Source organism: Mycobacterium sp. NGS50 (assembly GCF_059812545.1).
The window spans coordinates 1-21947 of sequence record NZ_JCALCW010000033.1; the positions used below are offsets into that span (position 1 = coordinate 1).

At 66.4% G+C, this 21947-nt stretch carries 24 protein-coding genes; 13 read left to right on the forward strand and 11 right to left on the reverse strand.

Going from position 1 to position 21947, the window contains the following annotated elements; translation table 11 throughout:
- Positions 1-196 precede the first annotated feature (196 nt).
- The 3 genes from AC5Y36_RS20330 to AC5Y36_RS20340 are packed head-to-tail and all read right to left on the reverse strand — an operon-like array spanning position 197 to position 3227.
- Positions 197-1396, reverse strand: a complete 1200-nt coding sequence (locus tag AC5Y36_RS20330; RefSeq protein WP_500042761.1) for a cytochrome P450 — start codon at positions 1394-1396, stop codon at positions 197-199.
- A gap of 20 nt (positions 1397-1416) precedes the next feature.
- A complete protein-coding gene (locus AC5Y36_RS20335) occupies positions 1417-2151 on the reverse strand; it encodes an acetoacetate decarboxylase family protein (RefSeq protein ID WP_500042762.1) in 735 nt (244 codons plus the stop codon).
- 44 nt (positions 2152-2195) lie between these two features.
- On the reverse strand, positions 2196-3227 hold the full coding sequence (locus AC5Y36_RS20340) for an LLM class F420-dependent oxidoreductase (RefSeq protein WP_500042763.1): 1032 nt from the start codon (positions 3225-3227) through the stop codon (positions 2196-2198).
- A 58-nt stretch (positions 3228-3285) separates the two neighbouring features.
- Between AC5Y36_RS20340 and AC5Y36_RS20345 the strand changes: the two genes are divergently transcribed.
- The 4 genes from AC5Y36_RS20345 to AC5Y36_RS20360 are packed head-to-tail and all read left to right on the forward strand — an operon-like array spanning position 3286 to position 6984.
- Positions 3286-4284 (forward strand): Zn-ribbon domain-containing OB-fold protein, encoded by a 999-nt coding sequence (locus tag AC5Y36_RS20345; RefSeq protein WP_500042764.1) that lies wholly within the window; start codon positions 3286-3288, stop codon positions 4282-4284.
- 8 nt (positions 4285-4292) lie between these two features.
- Positions 4293-5360 (forward strand): thiolase family protein, encoded by a 1068-nt coding sequence (locus AC5Y36_RS20350; protein WP_500042765.1) that lies wholly within the window; start codon positions 4293-4295, stop codon positions 5358-5360.
- Positions 5360-6532, forward strand: a complete 1173-nt coding sequence (locus tag AC5Y36_RS20355) for a thiolase family protein (protein WP_500042766.1) — start codon at positions 5360-5362, stop codon at positions 6530-6532. Before AC5Y36_RS20350 ends, AC5Y36_RS20355 begins: the two co-directional genes overlap by 1 nt.
- A 41-nt stretch (positions 6533-6573) precedes the next feature.
- Complete coding sequence (locus AC5Y36_RS20360; protein ID WP_500042767.1) at positions 6574-6984, forward strand: nuclear transport factor 2 family protein; 411 nt, start codon at positions 6574-6576, stop codon at positions 6982-6984.
- Positions 6985-6998: 14 nt separating this feature from the next.
- On the opposite strand, the gene AC5Y36_RS20365 is transcribed toward AC5Y36_RS20360, so the two are convergent.
- Positions 6999-7526, reverse strand: coding sequence for a gamma carbonic anhydrase family protein (locus AC5Y36_RS20365; protein WP_500042768.1), 528 nt, complete (start codon positions 7524-7526; stop codon positions 6999-7001).
- Positions 7527-7643: 117 nt separating this feature from the next.
- Here AC5Y36_RS20365 and AC5Y36_RS20370 point away from each other — a divergent pair, with 117 nt between their 5' ends.
- Both AC5Y36_RS20370 and AC5Y36_RS20375 read left to right on the forward strand, forming a co-directional pair.
- Positions 7644-8789, forward strand: a complete 1146-nt coding sequence (locus AC5Y36_RS20370; RefSeq protein ID WP_500042769.1) for a 3-ketosteroid-9-alpha-monooxygenase, oxygenase component — start codon at positions 7644-7646, stop codon at positions 8787-8789.
- Positions 8789-9247 carry a hypothetical protein gene (locus AC5Y36_RS20375; protein WP_500042770.1) on the forward strand — a complete coding sequence of 153 codons (459 nt, stop codon included), beginning with the start codon at positions 8789-8791 and terminating at the stop codon, positions 9245-9247. Before AC5Y36_RS20370 ends, AC5Y36_RS20375 begins: the two co-directional genes overlap by 1 nt.
- A 77-nt stretch (positions 9248-9324) precedes the next feature.
- Here the strand turns inward: AC5Y36_RS20375 and AC5Y36_RS20380 are convergent, their stop codons facing one another.
- Genes AC5Y36_RS20380 through AC5Y36_RS20390 form a run of 3 tightly spaced genes read right to left on the reverse strand, consistent with a single transcriptional unit; the run spans position 9325 to position 12382 of the window.
- Positions 9325-10470 (reverse strand): sulfotransferase family protein, encoded by a 1146-nt coding sequence (locus AC5Y36_RS20380; protein ID WP_500042771.1) that lies wholly within the window; start codon positions 10468-10470, stop codon positions 9325-9327.
- Positions 10470-11252: an SDR family oxidoreductase gene (locus AC5Y36_RS20385; protein ID WP_500042772.1), complete on the reverse strand. Its 783-nt coding sequence runs from the start codon at positions 11250-11252 to the stop codon at positions 10470-10472. The genes AC5Y36_RS20380 and AC5Y36_RS20385 overlap by 1 nt, the downstream gene beginning before the upstream one ends.
- A 2-nt stretch (positions 11253-11254) precedes the next feature.
- Entirely contained in the window at positions 11255-12382 is a 1128-nt protein-coding gene (locus AC5Y36_RS20390) for a hypothetical protein (protein WP_500042773.1), read from the reverse strand.
- A 151-nt stretch (positions 12383-12533) separates the two neighbouring features.
- Between AC5Y36_RS20390 and AC5Y36_RS20395 the strand changes: the two genes are divergently transcribed.
- From AC5Y36_RS20395 to AC5Y36_RS20410, 4 genes are all read left to right on the forward strand, one after another.
- Positions 12534-13439, forward strand: a complete 906-nt coding sequence (locus AC5Y36_RS20395; protein ID WP_500042774.1) for an IclR family transcriptional regulator — start codon at positions 12534-12536, stop codon at positions 13437-13439.
- A gap of 8 nt (positions 13440-13447) precedes the next feature.
- Positions 13448-14392 carry a TIGR03619 family F420-dependent LLM class oxidoreductase gene (locus AC5Y36_RS20400; RefSeq protein WP_500042775.1) on the forward strand — a complete coding sequence of 315 codons (945 nt, stop codon included), beginning with the start codon at positions 13448-13450 and terminating at the stop codon, positions 14390-14392.
- Positions 14393-14402: 10 nt separating this feature from the next.
- A complete protein-coding gene (locus tag AC5Y36_RS20405) occupies positions 14403-15098 on the forward strand; it encodes an EthD domain-containing protein (protein ID WP_500042776.1) in 696 nt (231 codons plus the stop codon).
- Between the two features lie 104 nt (positions 15099-15202).
- A complete protein-coding gene (locus AC5Y36_RS20410) occupies positions 15203-15655 on the forward strand; it encodes a nuclear transport factor 2 family protein (protein ID WP_500042777.1) in 453 nt (150 codons plus the stop codon).
- A 10-nt stretch (positions 15656-15665) separates the two neighbouring features.
- Here the strand turns inward: AC5Y36_RS20410 and AC5Y36_RS20415 are convergent, their stop codons facing one another.
- The 4 genes from AC5Y36_RS20415 to AC5Y36_RS20430 all read right to left on the reverse strand — a co-directional run bounded on the left by AC5Y36_RS20415 (position 15666) and on the right by AC5Y36_RS20430 (position 18799).
- Positions 15666-15926 carry a hypothetical protein gene (locus AC5Y36_RS20415; RefSeq protein WP_500042778.1) on the reverse strand — a complete coding sequence of 87 codons (261 nt, stop codon included), beginning with the start codon at positions 15924-15926 and terminating at the stop codon, positions 15666-15668.
- Positions 15927-16043: 117 nt separating this feature from the next.
- Positions 16044-17072 carry a 4-hydroxy-2-oxovalerate aldolase gene (gene dmpG, locus AC5Y36_RS20420; protein ID WP_500042779.1) on the reverse strand — a complete coding sequence of 343 codons (1029 nt, stop codon included), beginning with the start codon at positions 17070-17072 and terminating at the stop codon, positions 16044-16046.
- Complete coding sequence (locus AC5Y36_RS20425; protein ID WP_500042780.1) at positions 17069-18001, reverse strand: acetaldehyde dehydrogenase (acetylating); 933 nt, start codon at positions 17999-18001, stop codon at positions 17069-17071. The genes dmpG and AC5Y36_RS20425 overlap by 4 nt, the downstream gene beginning before the upstream one ends.
- Before the next feature lie 12 nt (positions 18002-18013).
- The gene (locus tag AC5Y36_RS20430) at positions 18014-18799 is read right to left on the reverse strand and encodes a 2-keto-4-pentenoate hydratase (protein WP_500042781.1); all 786 of its coding nucleotides are present in this window, start codon (positions 18797-18799) and stop codon (positions 18014-18016) included.
- 73 nt (positions 18800-18872) lie between these two features.
- Between AC5Y36_RS20430 and kstD the strand changes: the two genes are divergently transcribed.
- The 3 genes from kstD (at position 18873) to AC5Y36_RS20445 (ending at position 21857) form a co-directional block, all read left to right on the forward strand.
- Positions 18873-20567 (forward strand): 3-oxosteroid 1-dehydrogenase, encoded by a 1695-nt coding sequence (gene kstD / locus AC5Y36_RS20435; RefSeq protein WP_500042782.1) that lies wholly within the window; start codon positions 18873-18875, stop codon positions 20565-20567.
- 2 nt (positions 20568-20569) lie between these two features.
- A complete protein-coding gene (chsH3, locus tag AC5Y36_RS20440; RefSeq protein ID WP_500042783.1) occupies positions 20570-21439 on the forward strand; it encodes an enoyl-CoA hydratase ChsH3 in 870 nt (289 codons plus the stop codon).
- Between the two features lie 97 nt (positions 21440-21536).
- Positions 21537-21857, forward strand: a complete 321-nt coding sequence (locus AC5Y36_RS20445) for a DUF732 domain-containing protein (protein WP_500042784.1) — start codon at positions 21537-21539, stop codon at positions 21855-21857.
- The last annotated feature ends 90 nt before the right edge of the window (positions 21858-21947 follow it).

Sequence of the window (21947 nt, forward strand, 5' to 3'; positions counted from 1 at the left end):
CCGGCTACACCAAGGCCGACCTCAAACGGGTCCAAGACAAACTCAACACCCGGCCCCGACCCACCCTGGACTACGACACCCCAGCCCAACGCTTAGCCGCCCTCCTCAACCAAGCTGCCTAAGCCGCCATTGCACTAGCCACTTGACTTTGAGGGGAAATTATCGGCCTGAGTACACGTTCGGCGAGAAGGCCCGGCTAACCCAGCACCGGGGCGGTCGGGGTGAACACCACCGGCATCGACTCCAGGCCGGACACGAAGTTGGCCGGTCGCAGCGGCAGCGGCTCACCGGAGGCCAGCCGCAGATCGGGCAGCCGCTGCAACACCCGCTGCGTCATCAGCCGCAGCTCCAGGCGGGCCAGCTGATTGCCCAGGCAGAAGTGGGTGCCGAAACCGAACGCCAGGTGGCTGTTGGGATCCCGCTTGATGTCGAATCGCTCCGGCTCGTCGAATACCGACTCGTCGAAGTTGGCCGACTCGAACAGCAGCAGCATCTTCTCGCCCTGGACGAGCTGCGTGCCGTAGAACTCGGTGTCTTGGGTCAGGGTGCGGCACATGTTCTTGACCGGCGAGGTCCAGCGCAGCATCTCCTCGATCGCGCCGGGCAGCAGGTCGGGGTCTTGCTGCAGCATCTCCCACTGGTCGCGGTGGCGCAGCAGCTGCGCGGTCCCGCCCGACAGGGTGTGCCGGGTGGTTTCGTCGCCGCCGATCAGGATCAGCAGGGTCTCCATGACGATCTCGTCGTCGGTCATCCGCTGCCCGTCCACCTCGGCATTGACCAGCACCGAGAACAGGTCGTCGGTGGGTTGTGCGCGGCGCTTGGCGATGATCTCCATGGTGAACGCGGTGTAGGCGGTGAACGCCTCCATCACCGCCGCGATCAGCGGAGATTCCGGGTCCAGGTGCGAACTCAGCCCGCACACCAGGTCGTCGGACCACTTGAGCAGCATGCCGCGCTCTTCGGGCAGCACGCCGAGCATGTCGCCGATCACCGCCATCGGCAGCGGGGCGGCGATATCGCGGACGAAGTCGCATTCGCCGCGCTCGCAGACCGCGTCGATCAGGGTGTCGCACAGCGTCTCGATCGACGGCAGCTGGGAGTGCACCCGCTTGCGGGTGAAGCCGGCGTTGACCAGCTTGCGGCGCAACAGGTGGGCCGGGTCGTCCATGTCGATCATGTACGGAAAGCCCGGTTGGTCGGGTCGGATGCCGCCGGCGTTGGAGAACACCTCCGGGGTGCGCTCGGCGTCGATCACCGCCTGGTAGGTCGACGCGGCGGCCAGTCCGTTGCGGTCTCGGAACACCGGCTGATTGGCCCGCATCCAGCTGTAGGCGGCGCGAGCGCCGCCGTCGGCGTAGAAGGTGCCGTCGGTGAGGTCGACATCTGGGGTGGTCATTGCGTCCGGATTCTCCTGTCTCAGAGCGAAAGGTCGTGCGCGTCGCCGAACGTCATCTCGACGTTGGCCGATGACTGGGTGGCCAGCGCCCGTTTGGGCAGCCCCAGCGACGCGAGCTCCTGGGCGTAGGGATGATCACCGAGCCGCAGCCGCGCTCCACCGAGGCGCAGCCGCATGCCGAAATTACGCATCTCCCAGGGAATCTCACGAGTAACGCCCTCGGTGTGACTGTAGGTGGTCAACACCTGGGGCCGCGAGGTGAGCGCCGACGGTATCGGCAGGCCCGGGCTGAACTCGATGCCGGCGATCAGCTTCGAGTCCACGCTGACCTCGAAGTCGAACTTGGAGGTCTCGCGCACGGTGAAGTCCGCCATCACCTTGGGGAATCCCCAGATACGCCGGCCGGCTTCCAGGGTGAACTCCTGGTTGACCGGCAGGTGGTGAATGAAGGCGGCCGCCGAACCCAGCGCGCGTGGGCCCGTGGCGGTGGATCCCGGCGGATTGACCATGACGGCGGTGCCGAACTCGTGGTAGCGGCCCAGGTCGCCGTCGATGTAGCGGACCAGCATCAGCATCGTCATGGCGCGGCCGGGCCGGTACTCGCACACTCGCAGACCGCTGTAGTCGATGAGCCGCTGTGCGGCGTCGACGGGCACCGAGAACATCGCGACGTGGGTGTCGGCCTTGCGGATACGTACCGGCATGGTCAACACGGTGCCGGCAATCGTGTGCTGGGAAGACTGTCCGGTTGTCATTACGCCAATCTAGAACGTGTTCTAATCCGCCGAAAGGGCTTTGCTCAGATCAGGGTGGCCAGCTCTTGGATCTGCTCGACGCTGCGGGCGCTGACCACCATCATCGTCACGCCGGCGGCCTCCCAGACGGTGATCTGCTTGCGCACGTAGTCGATGTCCCCGACGATCACCGCATCGTCGACGAGTTCGTCGGGAATGACCTTGGCGGCTTCGTCTTTGCGGTTGGTACGGAACAGCGTGGTCACCTCGTCGACCACCTCCGAATACCCCATCCGGCGATAGACGTCGGCGTGGAAGTTGGTGTCCTCGGCCCCCATGCCGCCCATGTAGAGCGCCAGGAACGGCTTGATCCCGGCGAACGCCGCCGGCCGGTCATCGGTGATCACGACCTGAGCGGTCGCGCAGATCTCGAAGTTCTCGCGGCTGCGCCGCGCCCCGGGCCGGGCGAATCCCTCATCGAGCCACTCGTTGTACATACCGGCCAGCCGCGGCGTGTAGAAGATCGGCAACCAGCCGTCGCAGATCTCGGCGGCCAGCGCGACGTTCTTGGGACCCTCGGCCCCCAACATCACCGGGATGTCCGCGCGCAGCGGATGGGTGATCGGCTTGAGCGCCTTGCCCAAACCGGTGGTGCCCTCCCCGGACAGCGGCAGCGGGTAGTGCGGTCCCGCGCTGGTCACCGGCGCCTCGCGGGCCCACACCTGACGCAGGATGTCGATGTACTCCCGGGTGCGGGCCAGCGGCTTGCCGAAGCGCTGCCCGTACCAGCCCTCCACCACCTGCGGACCGGACACGCCGAGCCCCAGGATGTGCCGCCCACCAGACAGGTGATCCAGGGTCAGCGCGGCCATCGCCGCCGCGGTCGGGGTACGCGCCGACAGCTGCACCACCGAGGTGCCCAACCGCACCCGGCTGGTCGCCGACCCCCACCAGGCCAACGGCGTATAGGCATCCGAACCCCATGCCTCGGCGGTGAACACCGCGTCAAAACCGGCCGCTTCGGCCGCCGCAACCAACTCGGCGGCATTCTGCGGGGGCTGTGCACCCCAATATCCCAGCTGCAATCCCAGCTTCATCCTCGGCTCCTCGCCCACCTGCTTGCCACCATTGTTAGAACCTGTTCTACTCGATGCTGTGACTGCCAGCCAAAGCCACCCCGCGCAGATGGATGAGCATGAGCCGCCCCTCTCCGCGCCGTTGAAGTTGTCCTTCGACTACACCCGTTCAGTCGGCCCCACCCTCGGTGCGTTCTTCACCGCGCTACGTGGGCGTCGCGTCGTCGGGGTGCGTGGATCCGATGGTCGGGTCCACGTGCCGCCCGCCGAATACGACCCGGTCACCTATGAACAGCTGACCGAGATCGTACCGGTGAGCAGCGTCGGCACGGTGCAGTCATGGACCTGGCAGCCGGCGCCGCTGGAGGGCCAGCCGCTGGACCGTCCGTTCGCCTGGGCGCTGATCGCCCTCGACGGCGCCGATACCCCGATCCTGCACGCCGTTGATGTGGGCGAGCACGGTCCGTCGGCGATCCGCACCGGCGCCCGAGTGCATGTGCATTGGGTCGATGAGCCGGTCGGCGCGATCACCGACATCGCCTACTTCGCGCTGGGCGACGAGGCTGAGCCGGTCCCGGACGTCACCGACGAACGCGACCCGGTGACCATGCTGCTGAGCCCCTCCAGCCTGGAGATCCAGCACACGGCCTCACGGCCGGAGAGCGCCTATCTGCGCGCGCTTCAGGAGGGCAAACTGCTGGGCGCGCGCAGCGGCACCGACGGCAAGCTGTACTTCCCGGCCAAGGAAGCCGACCCGGCCACCGGCTTGGAACTGGACAACTTCGTCGAGTTGCCGGACACCGGGACGGTGACGACGTTCGCCATCATCAACATCCCGTTCCCCGGTCAGCGGATCAAACCGCCGTACGTGGCCGCGTACGTGCTGCTTGACGGTGCCGACATCCCGTTTTTGCACCTGGTTTCCGACATCGACGCACACGACGTGCGGATGGGGATGCGGGTCCAGGCGGTATGGAAACCCCGCGAGGAGTGGGGTCTGGGCATCGACAACATCGAATACTTCCGGCCCAGCGGCGAACCGGACGCCGACTACGACAGCTACAAACACCACCTGTGAGGGGCAGCATGACGCAACGCGATGTCGCGGTGGTGGGCTTCGCCCACGCCCCGCACGTTCGCCGCACCGACGGCACCACCAACGGCGTCGAGATGTTGATGCCGTGCTTCGCCCAGTTGTACTCCGAGCTGGGTATCACCCGTGCCGACATCGGCTTCTGGTGCTCGGGTTCCTCGGATTACCTCGCCGGACGCGCCTTTTCGTTCATCTCCGCGATCGACTCGATCGGCGCGGTTCCCCCGATCAACGAGTCGCACGTCGAGATGGACGGCGCGTGGGCGCTCTATGAGGCCTACATCAAGGTGCTGACCGGTGAGGTCGACACCGCGCTGGCCTACGGCTTCGGGAAGTCGTCGGCCGGCACCCTGCGCCGGGTGCTGGCGCTGCAGACCGACCCGTACACCGTCGCCCCGCTGTGGCCGGACTCGGTGTCGATCGCCGGACTGCAGGCCCGCCTCGGCCTGGACGCCGACAAGTGGACGCCCGAACAGATGGCACAGGTTGCCGTGGACTCCTTCGCCCGCGCCCAGCGGGTGGATTCGGAGCCGGCGGCCACCACCATCGATGAGCTGCTCGAGCGGCCGTACTTCGCCGACCCGCTGCGCCGTCACGACATCGCGCCGATCACCGACGGGGCGGCGGCGATCGTGCTGGCAGCCGGCGACAAGGCCCGTGAGCTGTGCGAAAACCCGGCGTGGATCACCGGCTTCGAGCATCGCATCGAGTCCGGGGTGTTGGGCGCGCGGGACCTGACCCGATCACCGTCGACGACGGTGTCGGCGCAGGCGGCCAGCGGCGAGGCGATGCCGTCGGTGGACGTCGCCGAGATCCACGCCCCGTTCACCCACCAGCACCTGATCCTGACCGAAGCCATGCGGTTGCCGTCGAAGGCGAAGGTCAACCCGTCCGGTGGCGCCCTGGCGGCCAACCCGATGTTCGTCGCGGGCATGGAACGTATCGGCTTCGCCGCACAGCACATCTTCAACGGCACCGCGTCGCGGGTGCTGGCGCACGCCACCAGCGGGCCTGCGCTGCAACAGAATCTGGTGGCTGTCATGGAAGGTCGGGACAAGTAATGGCTGCGAAGCAACTGGCCGCGGTTCTGGGCACCGGACAGACCAAGTACGTCGCCAAGCGCCATGACGTGTCGATGAACGGCCTGGTGCGTGAGGCCATCGACCGGGCGCTGACCGACTCGGGGTCGACGTTCGACGACATCGACGCGGTGGTGGTCGGCAAGGCTCCGGACTTCTTCGAGGGCGTCATGATGCCGGAGTTGTTCATGGCCGACGCCATGGGCGCCACCGGTAAACCGTTGATCCGGGTGCACACCGCCGGGTCGGTGGGCGGCTCGACCGCGATCGTGGCCGCCAGCCTGGTGCAGTCCGGCAAGTACCGGCGGGTGCTGGCGATGGCCTGGGAGAAGCAGTCCGAGTCCAACGCCATGTGGGCGCTGTCCATCCCGGTGCCGTTCACCAAGCCGGTCGGTGCCGGCGCCGGCGGTTACTTCGCCCCGCACGTACGGGCCTACATCCGCCGTTCCGGCGCGCCGAACCATATCGGTGCGATGGTGGCGGTCAAGGACCGGCTCAACGGCGCCAAGAACCCGCTGGCCCATCTGCACCAGCCCGACATCACGGTCGAGAAGGTGATGGCATCCCAAATGTTGTGGGATCCCATCCGATTCGATGAGACGTGTCCGTCCTCGGACGGCGCGTGCGCGATGGTGATCGGCTCTGAGCAGATCGCGGACGCCCGGGCGGCCGACGGTCACCCGGTGGCCTGGGTGCACGCCACGTCGCTGCGCACCGAACCGCTGGCCTATTCCGGCCGCGACCAGGTCAACCCGCAGGCCGGTCGCGACGCCGCCGCCGCGCTGTGGAAGGCGGCCGGTATCACCAACCCGCTTGACGAGATCGACGCCGCCGAGATCTACGTGCCGTTCTCGTGGTTCGAGCCGATGTGGATGGAGAACCTCGGGTTCGCCGCCGAAGGAGAGGGCTGGAAGCTCACCGAGGCCGGCGAAACCGCGATCGGCGGACGGCTGCCGGTCAACGCCTCGGGCGGGGTGCTGTCGAGTAACCCGATCGGCGCCTCCGGCATGATCCGTTTCGCCGAGTCGGCGATCCAGGTGATGGGCAAAGGCGGCGACCACCAGGTTGCGGGCGCACGCAAAGCGCTCGGCCACGCCTACGGCGGTGGCTCACAGTACTACTCGATGTGGGTGGTCGGGGCCGAAAAGCCCTGACCATCAGCGCCCCTTCACTCCGACCGGCAGGAGCAGCACCGATGAATGCAGATCACCCCGCCCACGTTGCGGGTCGCCGCTCGCGCGAGGCCGTCGCCGCCCGCGACAAGGAGGCCTGGCTGGCGAACTTCGCCGACGACGCGATCGTGCAGGACCCGATCGGCCCGTCGCACTTCGATCCCGAAGGCAAGGGCCACCGCGGCCGCGATGAGATTTCAGCGTTCTGGGACAAGGCGATCGCGCCCACCGACCGCATCGAGTTCAACTTCGCCGATACCTTCCAGTGCGGCGATGAGGAGGCCAATGTCGGCAACATCGTGATCACGATGGCCGGCCACCAGGTGACCACCGACGGTGTCTTCACCTACCGGGCCAACGAGCAGGGGCAGCTCGTCGCGCTGCGCGCCTACTGGGAGCTGGACCGCGCCGCCGCGAGCGCCAAGCCCGTTTAACCGCGGTACTCCGACTATTCGATCGGTTCCAGTCCGGATCGGTACCGTTCGGCCAGATCCTGATACGCCTTCGGGTTGACGTTCACCCACATCTCGGCGCTGGTACCGGCGATCGGTCCCTTGATTTTCGCGGGCGATCCGACCGCCAGCACCCCGTCGGGAATCTTGGTCCCGCCGACCACCAGCGCCCCCGCGGCGATCATGCTGCGTGCCCCGATGACCGCACCGTCGAGGACGGTGGCGTGGTTGGCGATCAGCGCCTCAGCGCCGATGTGCGCACCATGGATGACGCACATGTGCGCTACCGTCGCACCCGGCCCGACGTCGACCGGGATACCTGGTGGCGCGTGCAGCACCGATCCGTCCTGCACATTGGCGCCTTCGCGGATCACGATGGGCGCATAGTCACCGCGCAGTACGGTGTTGAACCACACCGAGGCACCGGCCTCGACGGTGACGTCGCCGATCAGCGTGGCGGTGGGTGCGACGAACGCGGTGGGATCGATCCGCGGCGATCGGTCTTCGAAGGAAAACAGCGGCATCGCCCAGGTATACCGCACACGGCCGGATCGACCATTCCTGGCCTGCCATTATTGCGCAATCCGTCCTTAAAACTGTAACGTGTTCTAGTTAGAAGCGGACAACGTTGGAGGCGTGTGATGGCTAGCGAGACTGCCGGGATTCGTGAGATCGACACCGGCGCCCTGCCCGATCGGTACGCGCGGGGATGGCACTGCCTGGGCCCGGTGAAGGACTACCTGGACGGTCAGGCGCACGGCATCGAGATTTTCGGCACCCACCTCGTCGTCTTCGCCGACTCCCAGGGTGAGGTGAAGATCCTGGACGGCTACTGCCGGCACATGGGCGGCAACCTGGCCCAGGGCACCGTCAAGGGCGACGAGATCGCCTGCCCGTTCCACGACTGGCGCTGGGGCGGCGACGGCAAGTGCAAGCTGGTGCCCTACGCCAAGCGCACCCCGCGGCTGGCCCGCACCCGCGCCTGGACCACCGACGTGCGCGGTGGCCTGCTGTTCGTCTGGCATGACCACGAGGGCAACCCGCCACCGCCGGAGGTGCGGATCCCGGAGATCCCGGAGTGGTCCGGCGGCGAGTGGACCGACTGGCGGTGGAACAGCATGCTGATCAACTCCAACTGCCGCGACATCATCGACAACGTCACCGATATGGCGCACTTCTTCTACATCCACTACGGCCTGCCGACGTACTTCAAGAACGTGTTCGAAGGCCACATCGCCTCGCAGTACCTGCACAACGTCGGTCGCCCCGACATCACCGATATGGGCACCACTTACGGTGAGGCGCATCTGGATTCCGAGGCGTCCTACTTCGGCCCGTCGTTCATGATCAACTGGCTGCACAACAACTACAGCGGTTACAAGGCCGAGTCGATCCTGATCAACTGCCACTACCCGGTAACCCAGGACTCGTTCTTGCTGCAGTGGGGTGTCATCGTCGAAAAGCCCAAGGGCATGGACGAAGCCACCACCGACAAGCTCGCTGATGCCATGACCACCGGTGTGTCCAAGGGCTTCCTGCAGGACGTGGAGATCTGGAAGCACAAGACCCGGATCGACAACCCACTGCTGGTCGAGGAGGACGGCGCGGTCTACCAGATGCGCCGCTGGTACCAGCAGTTCTATGTGGACGCGGCCGACGTGACCGCCGAGATGACCGACCGCTTCGAAATCGAGGTGGACACCACCGTCGCCAACGAGAAGTGGAACGTGGAGGTCGAGCAGAACCTGGCGCGCCTGGCGGCGGAGAAAGCGGAACAGACGTCCTGATGGCTGACCGGCCGGAGGTGCCCGACGTCGAGCAGCTCGCTGCGTCGATGCTGATGGTGCACGGCGCGCATGACGACCACCCGCCGACTCCGAACCAGCCGCACACCGGATCCTGGGGCAAGGCACCGGATTTCGCCAACGATCCTGCCCGCGCTGCCGCGGTGGCCGAAGCCACCCGGCAGGACCGTGAGCGCTACCTGACCTCGGGTCTGGTTCCGGTGGACTGCCGGTTCTGCCACGCCACGGTCACGGTGAAGAAACTCGGGCCGGGACACACCGCCGTGCAGTGGAATTCCGAGGCGACGCAGCGCTGCGCGGTGTTTGCCGAGCTGCGGGCCGACGGCGGAAACAGCGGCTGCGCCCGGACCTGCCCGAAGCTGTCCGACAGCATCCGGCACGCGGTCGCCGAGGGCTGCCTGGAGGAGTTCTCCAGCGCACCCGCCCCCGGCGACGGCTAATTTTCTGGGCGAGCAGACGCAAATGTGCCCAATTTCGGCACGAAATGGGCACATTTGCGTCTGCTCGCGCCAGGTACTTACAGGCCGGCGAACCGCTCCTTGACCTCGTCGGCGGTCAGCCCGTAGTCGCTGAGCGAGTAGGTGTGTTTGGGCGCCCGTGGGCCTTCCTTGCTGGCGGCGTGGCTGGCCTGCACCGCTGCGCGGGCGTCGTCGCTGAACGACAGACCGAAGTGACGGTAGATCCCCTCGACGGCGCCCACCGGATCGGCCACGAAGTCGCCGTAGTCCACGTCGCAGAACTGTGCCGAATCGTGTTGGCTTCGTTGAGCGTTGAACAGCGCCAGGCCGCGCGACCAGGTTTCCATCTGGTCGGCACCGATCTGGGCGCCGGAAAAGCTCGTCGACCAGCCGGCGGTGGTGTGCTGGGCCAGCGAACACATCGACGCCATGATCGTCTCGGCGGGGCGGTGACACTGCACGATCAGCGCGTCGGGATAGACCTCCATGATCGCGTCCAACGCGAACAGGTGGCTCGGGTTCTTCAGCACCCACCGCTTGTCTGCGTCGTTCAGGCCGATCAGCTGCAGGTTGCGGCGGTGTCGCCGGTACGCCGGCCCCCAGTCCTGCTGAGACAGCCAGTGCGCGTAGCTCGGCAGATGCGCCAGCGTCTCATAGGACACCGAGTGCAGCGACTGTCGCAGCAGCTGCCAGCACTCCTCAAGTTCGTCGGCGGTCATGAAGTGCAGGCCGGTGTAGTCGGGATTCTCGTCGTGGTGGCGGGCGAACCGGGCCTGGATCTGTTCGTAGACGGGGTTGGAGTCCCAGGTTTCGCGCGGCGGGCGCGGCTGCGGTACCTCGGACAGCCACATCTGCAGACCCTGATGCGCGGGGTCCGCCCCGAGTAACCGGTGCAACGCGGTAGTTCCGGTACGCGGCAACCCGGTGACGAAGATGGGTCGCTCAATGGCGATGCCGGCATGCTCGGGGTGCTGCTTCCAGCCCGCCTCCGACAGCAACCGGGCCACCAGCGCGCCACGCAGAAAGAACCGGTTCATCTTGCTGCCGAGTTCGGTCAGGTTGGCCTCACGCTGGTAGGACTCCAACAGGATCCCCAGCGCTTCGCGGTAGTTGTCGTCGTCGACGCCGAAGTCGTCGAGGCCGACCATCTTGGCAGCCGAGGCGTGCAACTCCTCGACGGTGGCGACATTGGTGCGTTGGCTCATCAGGCCTTGTACTCCCCACAGTTGACATCGAGGGTCTGGCCGGTGATGCCGCTGGCGTAGTCGCTGGCCAGGAACAGGATCGCCGAGGCGACTTCGTCCTCGGTCGGCAGCCGCTTGAGATCCGAGTTGGCTGCGGTGGCGGCGTAGATCTGCTCGACGGTGGTGCCGTACTTGCCGGCCTGATGGTTGAAGTAGCCCTTCAGGGTGTCACCCCAGATGTAGCCGGGGGCAACGGAGTTCACCCGGATGCCTTGCTCGCCGAGTTCGGACGCCAGGGTCTGCGACATGGCCAGCAGCGCGGACTTGGTCAACTTGTAGGCGCCGTACTTCGGCTGGGAATGCCGGATCACCATGGAGTTCACATTGACGACGGCGCCTTTGGCATCGGCCAGCGCCGGCGTGAAACCCTGGGTGAGACGCAGCGAACCCAGCACGCTGAGTTCGATCGCATCGCGAATATGCTGGAATGTGGTGCCCGCGAACGGCTTCATCGACGGCACCCGGAACGCGTTGTTGATCAGCACATCGATCTTGCCGTAGGCCGCCAGGGACGACTCGACCAGGTTCGCGACTTGGGCGTCATCGGTGATGTCCGTCCCGACCGCCACCGCGCGCCGGCCGGTGTCGGCGATCTGTTTGGCCACCTCGTCGAGGCGTTCGGCGGTGCGGGCGGCCAGCACCAGATCGGCGCCCTCCCCCGCGCATCGGAGCGCCAGCGTGGTGCCCAGGGCCGGTCCGACCCCGCTGATCACCACAACCTTGCCGTCAAGCATTCCAGCCATGTCTACCCCAGCATCCTGTTCGCAACGTGGATCTGCCGCTCGGCGATCCGGGCCCGCCAGTCTTCGTCGGAAATCGTGTTGTGTGCGTAGTACGGCAGCTTGTCCGGCACCGCCGCGACGTCGACCAGTTCCGCTGTGGGGCCGTCCGCTTCGGTCAGCGCACGCGACAGCCGCTGCCAGCGGAACTGCAGGAAGCCGCGACGATGCCCCAGGGTCTCGACCCAGTTGGTCACTCCCGGGTTGATATCGGAGACCACGATACGGATCTTGCCATCCGGATCGGCTTGCGCCTGAGTGCCGTTCAGCGAGGTCTGGTGGTTGATGTAGTCCAGCGAGATGTACCACAGGCTACCCAGCTGGAAGCCAAGGTACGGCGCGTCGGTGACCGGCAGCGTGATGATCAGGGCCTGCTCGGGGGCGAGGTCGAAGTGACCGACCGACGAATACTGGGTGGCTAGCCCGCCCGGAGTCAGCCGCGGCGCCACCAGCGTGTTGACAGGGATGTCGAGGTAGAACCACTGCGGGAACGCCAGCCAGGTCTTCACCCGCTGAATCAGCTGCTTTCCGGCTACCGCATAACGCCTTTCGACGAGCTCACGGGTCAGCGCAGGCGGCGCGGTACCGGCGGTGTCGGTGCGGCTGATCGCCAACGTGCCGCGCTGGGCCGCCCAGTCGTTGTACACCTCGCGGATCACCAACTGGCCGGGGCTGGTCGGAACCACTCGCCACTGGAAGCTGCCGTCGGCGGCGATGTCGAGCTCGCGGTCATCGAAGGCGGCCTGGCTGGCCGGCACGTTGTCGTCGGTGTATTCACCGCCCAGCAGCTGGAAGCTCAGATCGGTGGTGCTGCCGCGCCGCCCGGTCACCACATATTCGTGCCCGGCCGACACCCGGGTGCCGAAGTACAGCGTGTCGGGATTGTCCAAGCCCATCTTGGTGAACGGACCGGTTCCCGATTGCAGGAACGGGTGGTCGCGGTCGTAGTCGAAGGCCAGATGCGTGCAGGCGGATATTCCGCCGGCCAGGTACTGCAGTCCTTCGAGCAGGTCGGCCTCGGACTCGATGAACGGGGCCTCGGCGACCAGCCTCTCGGCCTCGGCGATCGCCTCGGTGAGCGGGTGGGAGTACATGACCCATCCTTAGCTAGTTCGGGTATTGGTTCATTATTGAACCGACTCGGTAGGGATTCCGAATGAAGACTAGAACGGGTTCCAATCTCAAGTCAACGGCGAGCGCGATCCCAGCGGGTACATATCTGGACTTTGCAGGTACGATTTTGGAATGCCCGCAGGCGACTCGTCCGGCCGGATTTCTCCGCCGACCACCCGGGTGGTGGCGATTCTGGACTTCCTGGCGCAGCATCCGCACGACCGGTTCGGGCTGTCCGAGCTGGCCCGACGGCTGGATCTGAGCAAGCCGACCTGTTTGGGCATCGTGACCGCGTTGACCGATGCGGGCTACCTGCTCCGCGATGCGCGGGACAAGACCTACGGCCTAGGGCCGGCGTTGATCGGGCTCGGCCATAGCGCACAGGAGTCGCTGCGGGTGAATCCGGCGGCGCGGGAGCAGTTGCGGTTGATCTCGACCACCTTCGCCACGACGGCCGCGTTGTCGGCGGTGGTGGACGACCGGATCACGGTGCTGGAGCTGGTGGCGCCGCCGGGAGACAAGCCGACGGTCCGCGTCGGGCAGAGCTATCCGTTCGCCCCTCCGGTCGGGTTGATGTTCGTACTGTGGGATGACGAGGCGCTGCGCGGCTGGCTGGCCCGCGAACCGACCATTCCGTTGCGGACCGATAGTGACCGGCTTGACCGTGTCGTGGCCGAGTGCCGGTCGGCGGGCTATCTGGTGGAACGTCTGACGCCCGGCGGGCGACGGCTTTACGCGCTGATGGCTGGGGTGTCGGCGACACTGCCCACCGAGTTGCAGGCGTTGCTGGGTGAACTCGTTGCCGACATCGGCGAACGCGTGTATCTGCGCGATGAGCCGGCCGGACGGCGCCGACAGGATGTCAGCGTCATCGCCGCCCCCGTCTTCGACCATCATCGGCGCCAGGTGATGGTGCTGTCGCTGCAGGTCGGCCGGGCGCTGACCGACGGTGAGATCACCAAGTGGGCGCGCGCGGTGACCACAACCGCCGATACACTGACCGCCCAATTGGGCGGCACGAAACCCGATTTCGGGTGAGGAGAACCATGACACGCACTGTCGCGCCCCCGCAGCTTTCGCTGCAGCTGCGGACCTTCACCGACGATCCCGACCACGACTGGCGTTCGATGCTGGCGCTGGGACAGGCGATGGACACCGCGGGAGTGGACCGCGTCGTCGTCAGCGATCATGTCGTGTTCGGCGAGAACCCGGATGCCTACGCCAATCCCGCGCTGGGCGGGACATCCGGTGGCCGCCAGCCGACCGGCGTGGACGGCCAATGGTTGGAGCCGTTGACGGTGCTTACCGCGTTGGCCGCGGTAACCACCCGCATCCGGCTCGGTACCGCGGTGCTGCTGGCCGCGCTGCGCCGCCCGGCGGTACTGGCCAAGCAGGTATCGACCTTGGACGTGTTGTCCGGCGGCCGACTCGATTTGGGGGTGGGGGTGGGCTGGCAGCGTGAGGAATACGAGGCTGCCGGCTTGCCGTTCGAACGCCGCGGACGGTTGCTCGACCACACCCTGGAGGTGTGCCAGGTGCTGTGGACTCAGCAGCGCGGGGCTTACGCGTCTCCCGAGTTGTCGTTCGAGGGAATCCATCAGATGCCCAAACCGGTTCAGGCCGGCGGGGTTCCGATCTGGGTGAGCGGCACCGTCAACGATGCGGTGGCCCGCCGGCTGAGCCGATTCGGGCGGGGCTGGATTCCCTGGGGTCCGGCGGTGGCCGACCCGGCCGGGGCGATCGCGACGATGAAGGCCAAGATCGCCGAACTCGGTGGCGACCCGGGCGAGCTGCAGGTGCTCGGCCATGCGACCACCGCCAAGCGGCCGGACCGGTCGGTCGACGTCGCGGCAACCGTCGCGTCGGCCCTGCCGCTCATCGCGTCCGGCGTGACCGACGTACGGGTCACGTGCTCGATTCCCCGTGACATCACCGCGGCAACCGACTTTCTGAGCGAACTCGTCGCGGCATTTCGCGCGGCAACACGATAGGAGCGGATCAGTGGAAAAAGTGGTGGTGATCCTGCGGACAGCAGAGTCCGACGAGCAGTGGTGCCAGCGCATCCGCGGCCCCGTCGCGCAGGAGTTGCTCGACCTGGGCCTGCCGGGGCTGGCAGTGAACGTCCGCGACGAACCCGTGCGGGACAGCCTGATCGTGTTGACGACGCTGAATCCGCCTGCGGCCGCGGTGATCAGCCTGTGGACCCAGCAGTATTACGGTCCGCAGACGCAGTCGGCGCTTTCGTTGCTGGCGGCCGAGGCCGAGGCGGCGGACGCCTACCTGGTCACCGAGTCGGCGCCGATGCCGCCACCGGATACCGGCGACGGGCAACGCACACCGGGCTTGGCCAATGTGGCGTTGCTGCGCCGGCCGGCCGAGATGGACCAGAGCAGCTGGTTGCACACCTGGCACATCAACCACACTCCGGTGGCGATCGCCACCCAGGGGACCTTCGGGTACACCCAGAATGTGGTCGTGCGGGCGCTGACGCACGATGCGCCCGTCATCGACGGAATCGTCGAGGAACTCTTCCCCGACGCCGCGGTGACCGATCCGCATGTCTGGTACGGCGCCCGCGACGATGCCGACCTGCAGGATCGGATGACGCAGATGCTGGCAAGTGTGTCGGCATTCGGGGCCGACCGGAATCTCGACACGGTGCCGACCAGCCGGTACCTGTTCCGTTCACCGTTCTAGCGGCGCGCGCCTTCCCCGGCGAGCAGACGCAAACTCGCACGATTCGCCGCTTGAACGTGCGAGTTTGTGTCTGCTCGCCGTCGAAGGGCCGTAGGGTCGATGCCATGACGCTGACGGTCGCCGATCGCCTTGAATTGTCGGATCTGGTGCACCGCTACGCGGCCTGCACCGATGCGAGACGGTTCGATGAGGTGGCCCAGTTGTTCACCGGCACAGCGGAACTGGTGGTGCCCGATCCACCCGAACATCTGGGTCCCCAGATCCGCCACGTCGGACTGGTCGGGGTGCGATCGGCGATGGCGGCGGTGGGCGGCGTGCTGCGTACTCATCACGGTATCCTCGGCGAGGTCTATGCCGAGGCCAATTCGGGTGCGACCGGCGCCATCACCGGGGTCGCGCACCACTGGACACAACGCGATGGCAGCTACACCGACCTGGTCTGGTACCTGCACTACGACGACGAGTATCACCGCACCGATGCCGGGTGGCGGATTGCGCGGCGCGCGTTGTCGATTGACGCGATCGAGGTTCGCCCCGCCCGTCAGGTGCGGGTCTGAGCCGGGCCCGTCACACGCACTGTTGGGACAGCGTGATCAGCGCCTGCCGCACGTCGGGGTGCCGCTCGAGATAGTCCAGCACCGGGTTGGGCGAACCCGGTGACTCCTGCTGGCCCCGTTCGGCCAAGTCCTTCTTGATGTCCGGGTGTCGGGTCAGGTAGGCGTCGACGGAATCGCCGACGGTCTGGTCGCACTGCGGTGGTGCGGCGTTGGCCAGCGGCGCACCAGCCAATATCAGTGCCATCGCGGCGACGACAGCCTTGGTCTTCATCGCGAAGCTCCTTCCGTTGGCCATCACCAACCAACGGTACCCGCGATCCCGGTCGACCTTTCAGCTGTGGCTGGCCGGCGCGAATGGCAGCACCCGGGGCGGCCGACGCCGAAACCGCTACTTGGCGGCGGCTTGTTCGCGTTGGATTTCGAGGGCGATGTCGATGAGTTGGTCTTCTTGGCCGCCGATGAGTTTGCGTTGCCCGGCCCGGTGTAGCAGTTCGTGGGCGGGTACCCCGTAGCGTTCGCCCTGGCGCACGGCGTGTTTGAGGAAGCTGGAATACACCCCCGAATAGCCCATGATCAGGGCGTTGCGGTCCAACACGCATTCGGCCGGCATCGCCGGGCGCACCACCTCCTCGGCCGCATCGGCGATATCGAAGAAATCGATGCCGGTCTTGACACCGACCTTGTCGAACACCCCGATCAACGCCTCCACCGGCGCGTTACCCGCACCCGCCCCGAACCGGCGCACCGACCCGTCGATCTGTCTGGCCCCGGCCCGCACCGCCTCCAACGAGTTGGCGACGCCGAGCCCGAGGTTCTCGTGCCCGTGGAACCCGACTTGGGCGTCCTCACCGAGCTCGGCGACCAACGCCTGAACCCGGTCCCGCACCCCTTCGAGCACCAGCGCACCCGCCGAATCCACCACATACACACACTGACAGCCCGCATCAGCCATGATCCGCGCCTGGCCGGCGAGCTTCTCCGGGGTGACGGTGTGCGCCATCATCAAAAACCCGACCGTCTCCAGACCCAGTTCCCGGGCCAGACCGAAGTGCTGGATGGAGACGTCGGCCTCGGTGCAGTGCGTCGCGATCCGGCAGATCGAGCCGCCATTGTCCTGCGCAGCTTTGATGTCCTCTTTGGTGCCCACGCCGGGCAGCATCAAAAACGCGATCCTGGCGTCGCGGGCGGTTTGCGCCGCCAGCTTGATCAGCTCTTGCTCGGGGGTCTTGGAGAACCCGTAATTGAAGCTCGACCCGCCCAACCCATCACCGTGGGTCACCTCGATGACCGGCACCCCGGCCGCATCGATCGCCGCCACGATCGCGGCGACCTCCTCGGTGCTGAACTGGTGACGTTTGTGATGCGACCCGTCGCGCAGGCTGGTGTCGGTGATCCGCACATCCCAGATCGATGTCATGACCGTCCTCCTGTGGTAGCCGAAGCCATCTCCTTGGCGATTTCTTCGCCGACCTTGGTGGCGGCCGCGGTCATGATGTCCAGATTCCCCGCATACGGCGGCAGATAATCCCCCGCCCCCTCCACCTCGACGAACGTCGTAACGACGTGGTTGCCGCCGTTGACCACCGACGGCTCGTCGAACTGCGGCTCGTTGAGCAGCCGGTAGCCCGGCACATACGTCTGCACCTGGGCGACCACCTCTTTGATCGACGCGGTGATCGCGTCCCGGTCGGCGTCCTCGGGGATCGCGCAGAAAATGGTGTCGCGCATGATCATCGGCGGATCCGCCGGATTCAAAATAATGATCGCCTTACCGCGCTGCGCACCACCGATGGTCTGCACACCCGCCGAGGTGGTCTTGGTGAACTCATCGATGTTGGCGCGCGTCCCCGGCCCCGCCGACACACTGGCCACACTGGCCACGATCTCCGCATACGGCACCACCCCGCCCTGCTCGGTGACCGCCCGCGACACCGCATACACAATCGGAATCGTCGCCTGCCCCCCACAGGTGATCATGTTCACGTTCGGTGCATCCACGTGTTCGTGCAGATTCGCCGGCGGAATCACCGCCGGACCCACCGCCGCCGGCGTCAGGTCGATGGCCCGGATCCCGGCCGCCTCATACCTGGGCGCATACGCCCTATGCACATAGGCGCTAGTCGCCTCAAACACAAAATCCGGCTTCTCCTCCAACGCCAACAACCAATCCGCACCCTGCGCCGAAGTCTCCAACCCCAACTTGCGCGCCCGCGCCAAACCCTCCGACTCCGGATCAATACCAATCATCCACCGCGGCTCCAACCACTGCGACCGCAACAACTTGTACAACAGATCAGTACTGATATTCCCCGACCCAACAATCGCAACCGACGCCTTTGTAGCCATGGACGCTCTCCTCTATTCGAAACTCAGCCGGACCGAACCCAGTCCGGCGAAATCGGCGACGACATCGTCGCCGGCGTGGACGTCGAAAGCCCGGGTGGCGGTGCCGGGCAGGACGACGTCGTCCGCCTTCAACCGCACGCCGAAGCTCTCCACCTTGCGTGCCAGCCATGCCACCGCGGTGGCCGGGTTGCCCAGCACCGCGTCGCTGCGACCTTCGGCGACCAGCTCACCGTTGCGGGTCAGCGTCGCGCCGATGGACTTGACGTCGAGGTCGCCCGGCGACACCCGCTGCTCGCCGAGCACCCAGCCGGCCGAGGACGCGTTGTCGGCGATGGTGTCGCACAGCTTGATCTTCCAGTCGGTGATCCGGGTGTCGATCAGCTCGATCGCCGGGGCGAGGGCCGCGGTGGCCGCGAGCACGTCCTCTTCGGTGCAGCCGGCACCCGGCAGGTCGGCGGCCAGGATGAACGCCACCTCGACCTCGACCCGCGGATACAGGTAGTTCGACGCCTTGACCGGGGTGCTTTCGAAAACCTGCATCTCGTCGAGCAGGTGCCCGTAGTCGGGTTCGTCGACGCCCATCATCTGCTGCATGGCCAGCGACGACAGACCGACTTTGTGGCCCACCACGCGGGCGCCCTCGGCGACCCGCTGGCGGATGTTGATCAGCTGAATCTCGTAGGCGTCGACGACGTCGATGTCGGGATATGCGGCGGTCAGCGGCGAGATCGGGACCCTGCTGCGTTCGGCCTGCGCCAGGTCGGCGGCGAGCTGGTCGCGGATCTGGTCGCTGAGCATTTTCGCAAAGTCCTCTCATCGTTGTGACCGGGCAAGTAGCGCTCGACCGAGGCAATTCTATAACGTGTTCTACATGACAAGTCAGGAGTACGACGTCGTCGTGGTCGGCAGTGGTGGCGCGGGCATGGTTGCTGCGCTGACCGCCGCTCACCAGGGACTCTCAACAGTAGTCGTCGAGAAGGCGCCGCACTACGGCGGCTCCACCGCCCGTTCCGGTGGCGGAGTGTGGATTCCCAACAACCAGGTCCTCAAGCGTTATGGGGTCAAGGACACGCCCGAGGCGGCACGTCAGTACCTGCACGCGATCATCGGCGACGTCGTTCCCGTCGAGAAGATCGACACCTATCTGCAGCGCGGGCCGGAGATGCTGTCGTTCGTGCTCAAGAACTCGCCGCTGAAGATGTGCTGGGTTCCGGGTTACGCGGACTACTACCCGGAAACCCCCGGCGGCAAGCCCACCGGCCGTTCCATCGAGCCCAAGCCGTTCAATGCCCGCAAGCTCGGCGCCGACCTGCCGGGTCTGGAGCCGGCGTACGGCAAGGTGCCGCTCAATGTGGTGGTGATGCAGCAGGACTACGTGCGGCTCAATCAACTCAAGCGCCACCCGCGCGGCGTGCTGCGCAGCCTCAAGGTGGGTGCGCGCACCATGTGGGCGCAGGCGACCGGCAAGAACCTGGTCGGCATGGGCCGTGCCCTGATCGCACCGCTGCGTATCGGCCTGCAGAAGGCCGGGGTCCCGGTGCAGCTGAACACCGCACTGACCGACCTGTACGTCGAGGACGGTGTGGTGCGCGGCGTGTATGTCCGCGACACCAGTGCGCCGGCATCCGATGAGCCGCAGCTGATCCGGGCGCGGCGGGGTGTCATCCTGGCCAGCGGCGGGTTCGAACACAACGAGCAGATGCGGACCAAATACCAGCGCGCCCCGATCACCACCGAGTGGACCGTCGGTGCCAAGGCCAACACCGGCGAGGGCATCCTGGCCGGCGAGAAGCTCGGTGCGGCACTGGAGATCATGGAGGACGCCTGGTGGGGGCCGACCGTTCCGCTGCCGGGCGCGCCGTGGTTCGCCTTGTCGGAGCGCAACTCCCCGGGGTCGATCATCGTCAATATGGCCGGCAAGCGGTTCATGAACGAGTCGATGCCGTACGTCGAGGCGTGCCATCACATGTACGGCGGCCAGTACGGGCAGGGCCCCGGTCCCGGCGAGAACGTCCCGGCCTGGCTGGTCTTCGACCAGCGCTACCGCAACCGTTACATCTTCGCCGGATTGCAGCCGGGGCAGCGGATTCCGAAGAAGTGGTCGGAGTCCGGGGTGATCGTCTCGGCCGACACCCTCGAAGAGCTGGCCGCCAAGACCGGGCTGCCTGCCGAAGCCTTCGTTGAAACCGTTCAGCGCTTCAACGGCTTCGCTCGTTCCGGCGTCGACGAGGACTACCACCGCGGCGAGAGCGCCTATGACCGCTACTACGGGGACCCGACCAACAAACCGAACCCCAACCTCGGCGAGATCAACCACGGACCGTATTACGCGGCCAAGATGGTTCCCGGCGACCTGGGCACCAAGGGCGGCATCCGCACCGACATCAACGGCCGGGCGCTGCGTGACGACGACAGCGTCATCGCGGGTCTCTACGCCGCCGGCAACGTCAGCTCCCCGGTGATGGGCCACACCTACCCGGGTCCGGGTGGCACGATCGGACCGGCGATGACATTCGGTTACCTGGCGGCGCTGCACATCGCCGGCTCACAATCCGAGAGGGCCTAGTTATGCCTATCGATCTCGATGTAGCGATCGGCGCCGAGTTCGGCGCGGTCGAGTTTTCCTGGACCGCCACCAACGTGCAGCTCTACAACCTGGGGCTGGGCGCCGGTAGCGATCCGATGGACGTCCGGGAACTGAGCTACGTGGTGGATCGCACCCCGCAGGTGTTGCCGACGTTCGGTTGTGTGGCCGCGTCGTTCAACGAGGTGGATCCGCCCAAGGTCAGCTGGCCGGGCGTCGAGATCGATCTGGGCAAAGTGCTGCACGCCTCGGAGAAGGTGACCGTTCCCGCGCCGCTGCCGCCGTCGGGCAGCGCCCGCGCGATCAGCCGCATCGTGGGGGTCTGGGACAAGGGCAAGGCCGCGGTGGTTGATCTGGAAACGTCGGTGACCAGCACCGACGGCACCCTATTGTGGACCCAGAACCGGTCCATCTTCGCCCGCGGCGAGGGCGGATTCGGCGGCGAGCGTGGGCCGGCTGGAAATTCCGCGGCCACCGCCCACACGGACCGGGCCCCGGACTTCGAGGTCGACATCCCGACCCTGCCGCAGCAGGCGCTGCTGTACCGGCTCTGCGGTGACCGCAACCCCCTGCATTCGGACCCGAAGTTCGCTGCCGCCAACGGTTTCGACCGGCCGATCCTGCACGGCCTGTGCACCTACGGCATGACCTGCAAGGCCATCGTCGATACGGTGCTGGACGGCGACGCCGGCGCGGTGCGCTCCTTCGGCGCCCGGTTCGCCGGCGTGGTGTTCCCCGGCGAGACCTTGCGGGCGGCGATCTGGCGCCAGGATGACCGGCTGGTGGCTAATGTTGTTGCACCGTCGCGCGACAACGCCGCCGTCCTCAACGACGTGGAGTTGGTGTACGCCTAGTTCTCTCTCCTTGTCGCCGAGCGTGAGCGCAACTTCACACTCGACCAACCGACAGCAGATATCCTGGGTTTTCCACGCTGTAAGGCCGGGAGGATCGGTGAAACTGCGACTGGCGTTGGTTGGCGTATCCGTTCTGATCGGTGTGGCCGGACCCGCGCACGCCGATCCCGACATCGACGCGCAGTTCCGGGAGTCCCTGACGGCGGCGGGTATCACCTACCAAGATCCCAATGAGGTGGTGGTCACCGCCATGACGGTGTGCCGCCTGATCACCGGCAACCAGTCGGCGCCACAGGTCGTCATGATCTTGCGGGCCCGCAACCCCGAGCTGACGCCGGAGCTGGCGGAAAAGTTCGTCGGGATCGCGGTGCGGTCCTACTGCCCCGACCAAATGGTGCACAGCGATTCCGGCGACTGACGCCGCTCGCGCGAGCAGACGCAAATGTGCCGTTAGACGCCTTATTAAGGGCACATTTGCGTCTGCTCGGCGAAGAAATCGGCGAAGAAA

What these genes read in the sequence shown, in the direction of transcription:
- AC5Y36_RS20385 (WP_500042772.1), bottom strand. Translation starts at nt 11,252, where the DNA reads ATGGCTGGAATGCTTGACGGCAAGGTTGTGGTGATCAGCGGGGTCGGA.
- kstD (WP_500042782.1), top strand. Translation starts at nt 18,873, where the DNA reads ATGACAAGTCAGGAGTACGACGTCGTCGTGGTCGGCAGTGGTGGCGCG.
- AC5Y36_RS20340 (WP_500042763.1), bottom strand. Translation starts at nt 3,227, where the DNA reads ATGAAGCTGGGATTGCAGCTGGGATATTGGGGTGCACAGCCCCCGCAG.
- AC5Y36_RS20335 (WP_500042762.1), bottom strand. Translation starts at nt 2,151, where the DNA reads ATGACAACCGGACAGTCTTCCCAGCACACGATTGCCGGCACCGTGTTG.
- AC5Y36_RS20430 (WP_500042781.1), bottom strand. Translation starts at nt 18,799, where the DNA reads ATGCTCAGCGACCAGATCCGCGACCAGCTCGCCGCCGACCTGGCGCAG.
- AC5Y36_RS20355 (WP_500042766.1), top strand. Translation starts at nt 5,360, where the DNA reads ATGGCTGCGAAGCAACTGGCCGCGGTTCTGGGCACCGGACAGACCAAG.
- AC5Y36_RS20375 (WP_500042770.1), top strand. Translation starts at nt 8,789, where the DNA reads ATGGCTGACCGGCCGGAGGTGCCCGACGTCGAGCAGCTCGCTGCGTCG.
- AC5Y36_RS20330 (WP_500042761.1), bottom strand. Translation starts at nt 1,396, where the DNA reads ATGACCACCCCAGATGTCGACCTCACCGACGGCACCTTCTACGCCGAC.
- AC5Y36_RS20415 (WP_500042778.1), bottom strand. Translation starts at nt 15,926, where the DNA reads ATGAAGACCAAGGCTGTCGTCGCCGCGATGGCACTGATATTGGCTGGT.
- AC5Y36_RS20350 (WP_500042765.1), top strand. Translation starts at nt 4,293, where the DNA reads ATGACGCAACGCGATGTCGCGGTGGTGGGCTTCGCCCACGCCCCGCAC.
- AC5Y36_RS20370 (WP_500042769.1), top strand. Translation starts at nt 7,644, where the DNA reads ATGGCTAGCGAGACTGCCGGGATTCGTGAGATCGACACCGGCGCCCTG.
- dmpG (WP_500042779.1), bottom strand. Translation starts at nt 17,072, where the DNA reads ATGACATCGATCTGGGATGTGCGGATCACCGACACCAGCCTGCGCGAC.
- AC5Y36_RS20390 (WP_500042773.1), bottom strand. Translation starts at nt 12,382, where the DNA reads ATGTACTCCCACCCGCTCACCGAGGCGATCGCCGAGGCCGAGAGGCTG.
- AC5Y36_RS20360 (WP_500042767.1), top strand. Translation starts at nt 6,574, where the DNA reads ATGAATGCAGATCACCCCGCCCACGTTGCGGGTCGCCGCTCGCGCGAG.
- AC5Y36_RS20395 (WP_500042774.1), top strand. Translation starts at nt 12,534, where the DNA reads ATGCCCGCAGGCGACTCGTCCGGCCGGATTTCTCCGCCGACCACCCGG.
- chsH3 (WP_500042783.1), top strand. Translation starts at nt 20,570, where the DNA reads ATGCCTATCGATCTCGATGTAGCGATCGGCGCCGAGTTCGGCGCGGTC.
- AC5Y36_RS20380 (WP_500042771.1), bottom strand. Translation starts at nt 10,470, where the DNA reads ATGAGCCAACGCACCAATGTCGCCACCGTCGAGGAGTTGCACGCCTCG.
- AC5Y36_RS20400 (WP_500042775.1), top strand. Translation starts at nt 13,448, where the DNA reads ATGACACGCACTGTCGCGCCCCCGCAGCTTTCGCTGCAGCTGCGGACC.
- AC5Y36_RS20425 (WP_500042780.1), bottom strand. Translation starts at nt 18,001, where the DNA reads ATGGCTACAAAGGCGTCGGTTGCGATTGTTGGGTCGGGGAATATCAGT.
- AC5Y36_RS20365 (WP_500042768.1), bottom strand. Translation starts at nt 7,526, where the DNA reads ATGCCGCTGTTTTCCTTCGAAGACCGATCGCCGCGGATCGATCCCACC.
- AC5Y36_RS20410 (WP_500042777.1), top strand. Translation starts at nt 15,203, where the DNA reads ATGACGCTGACGGTCGCCGATCGCCTTGAATTGTCGGATCTGGTGCAC.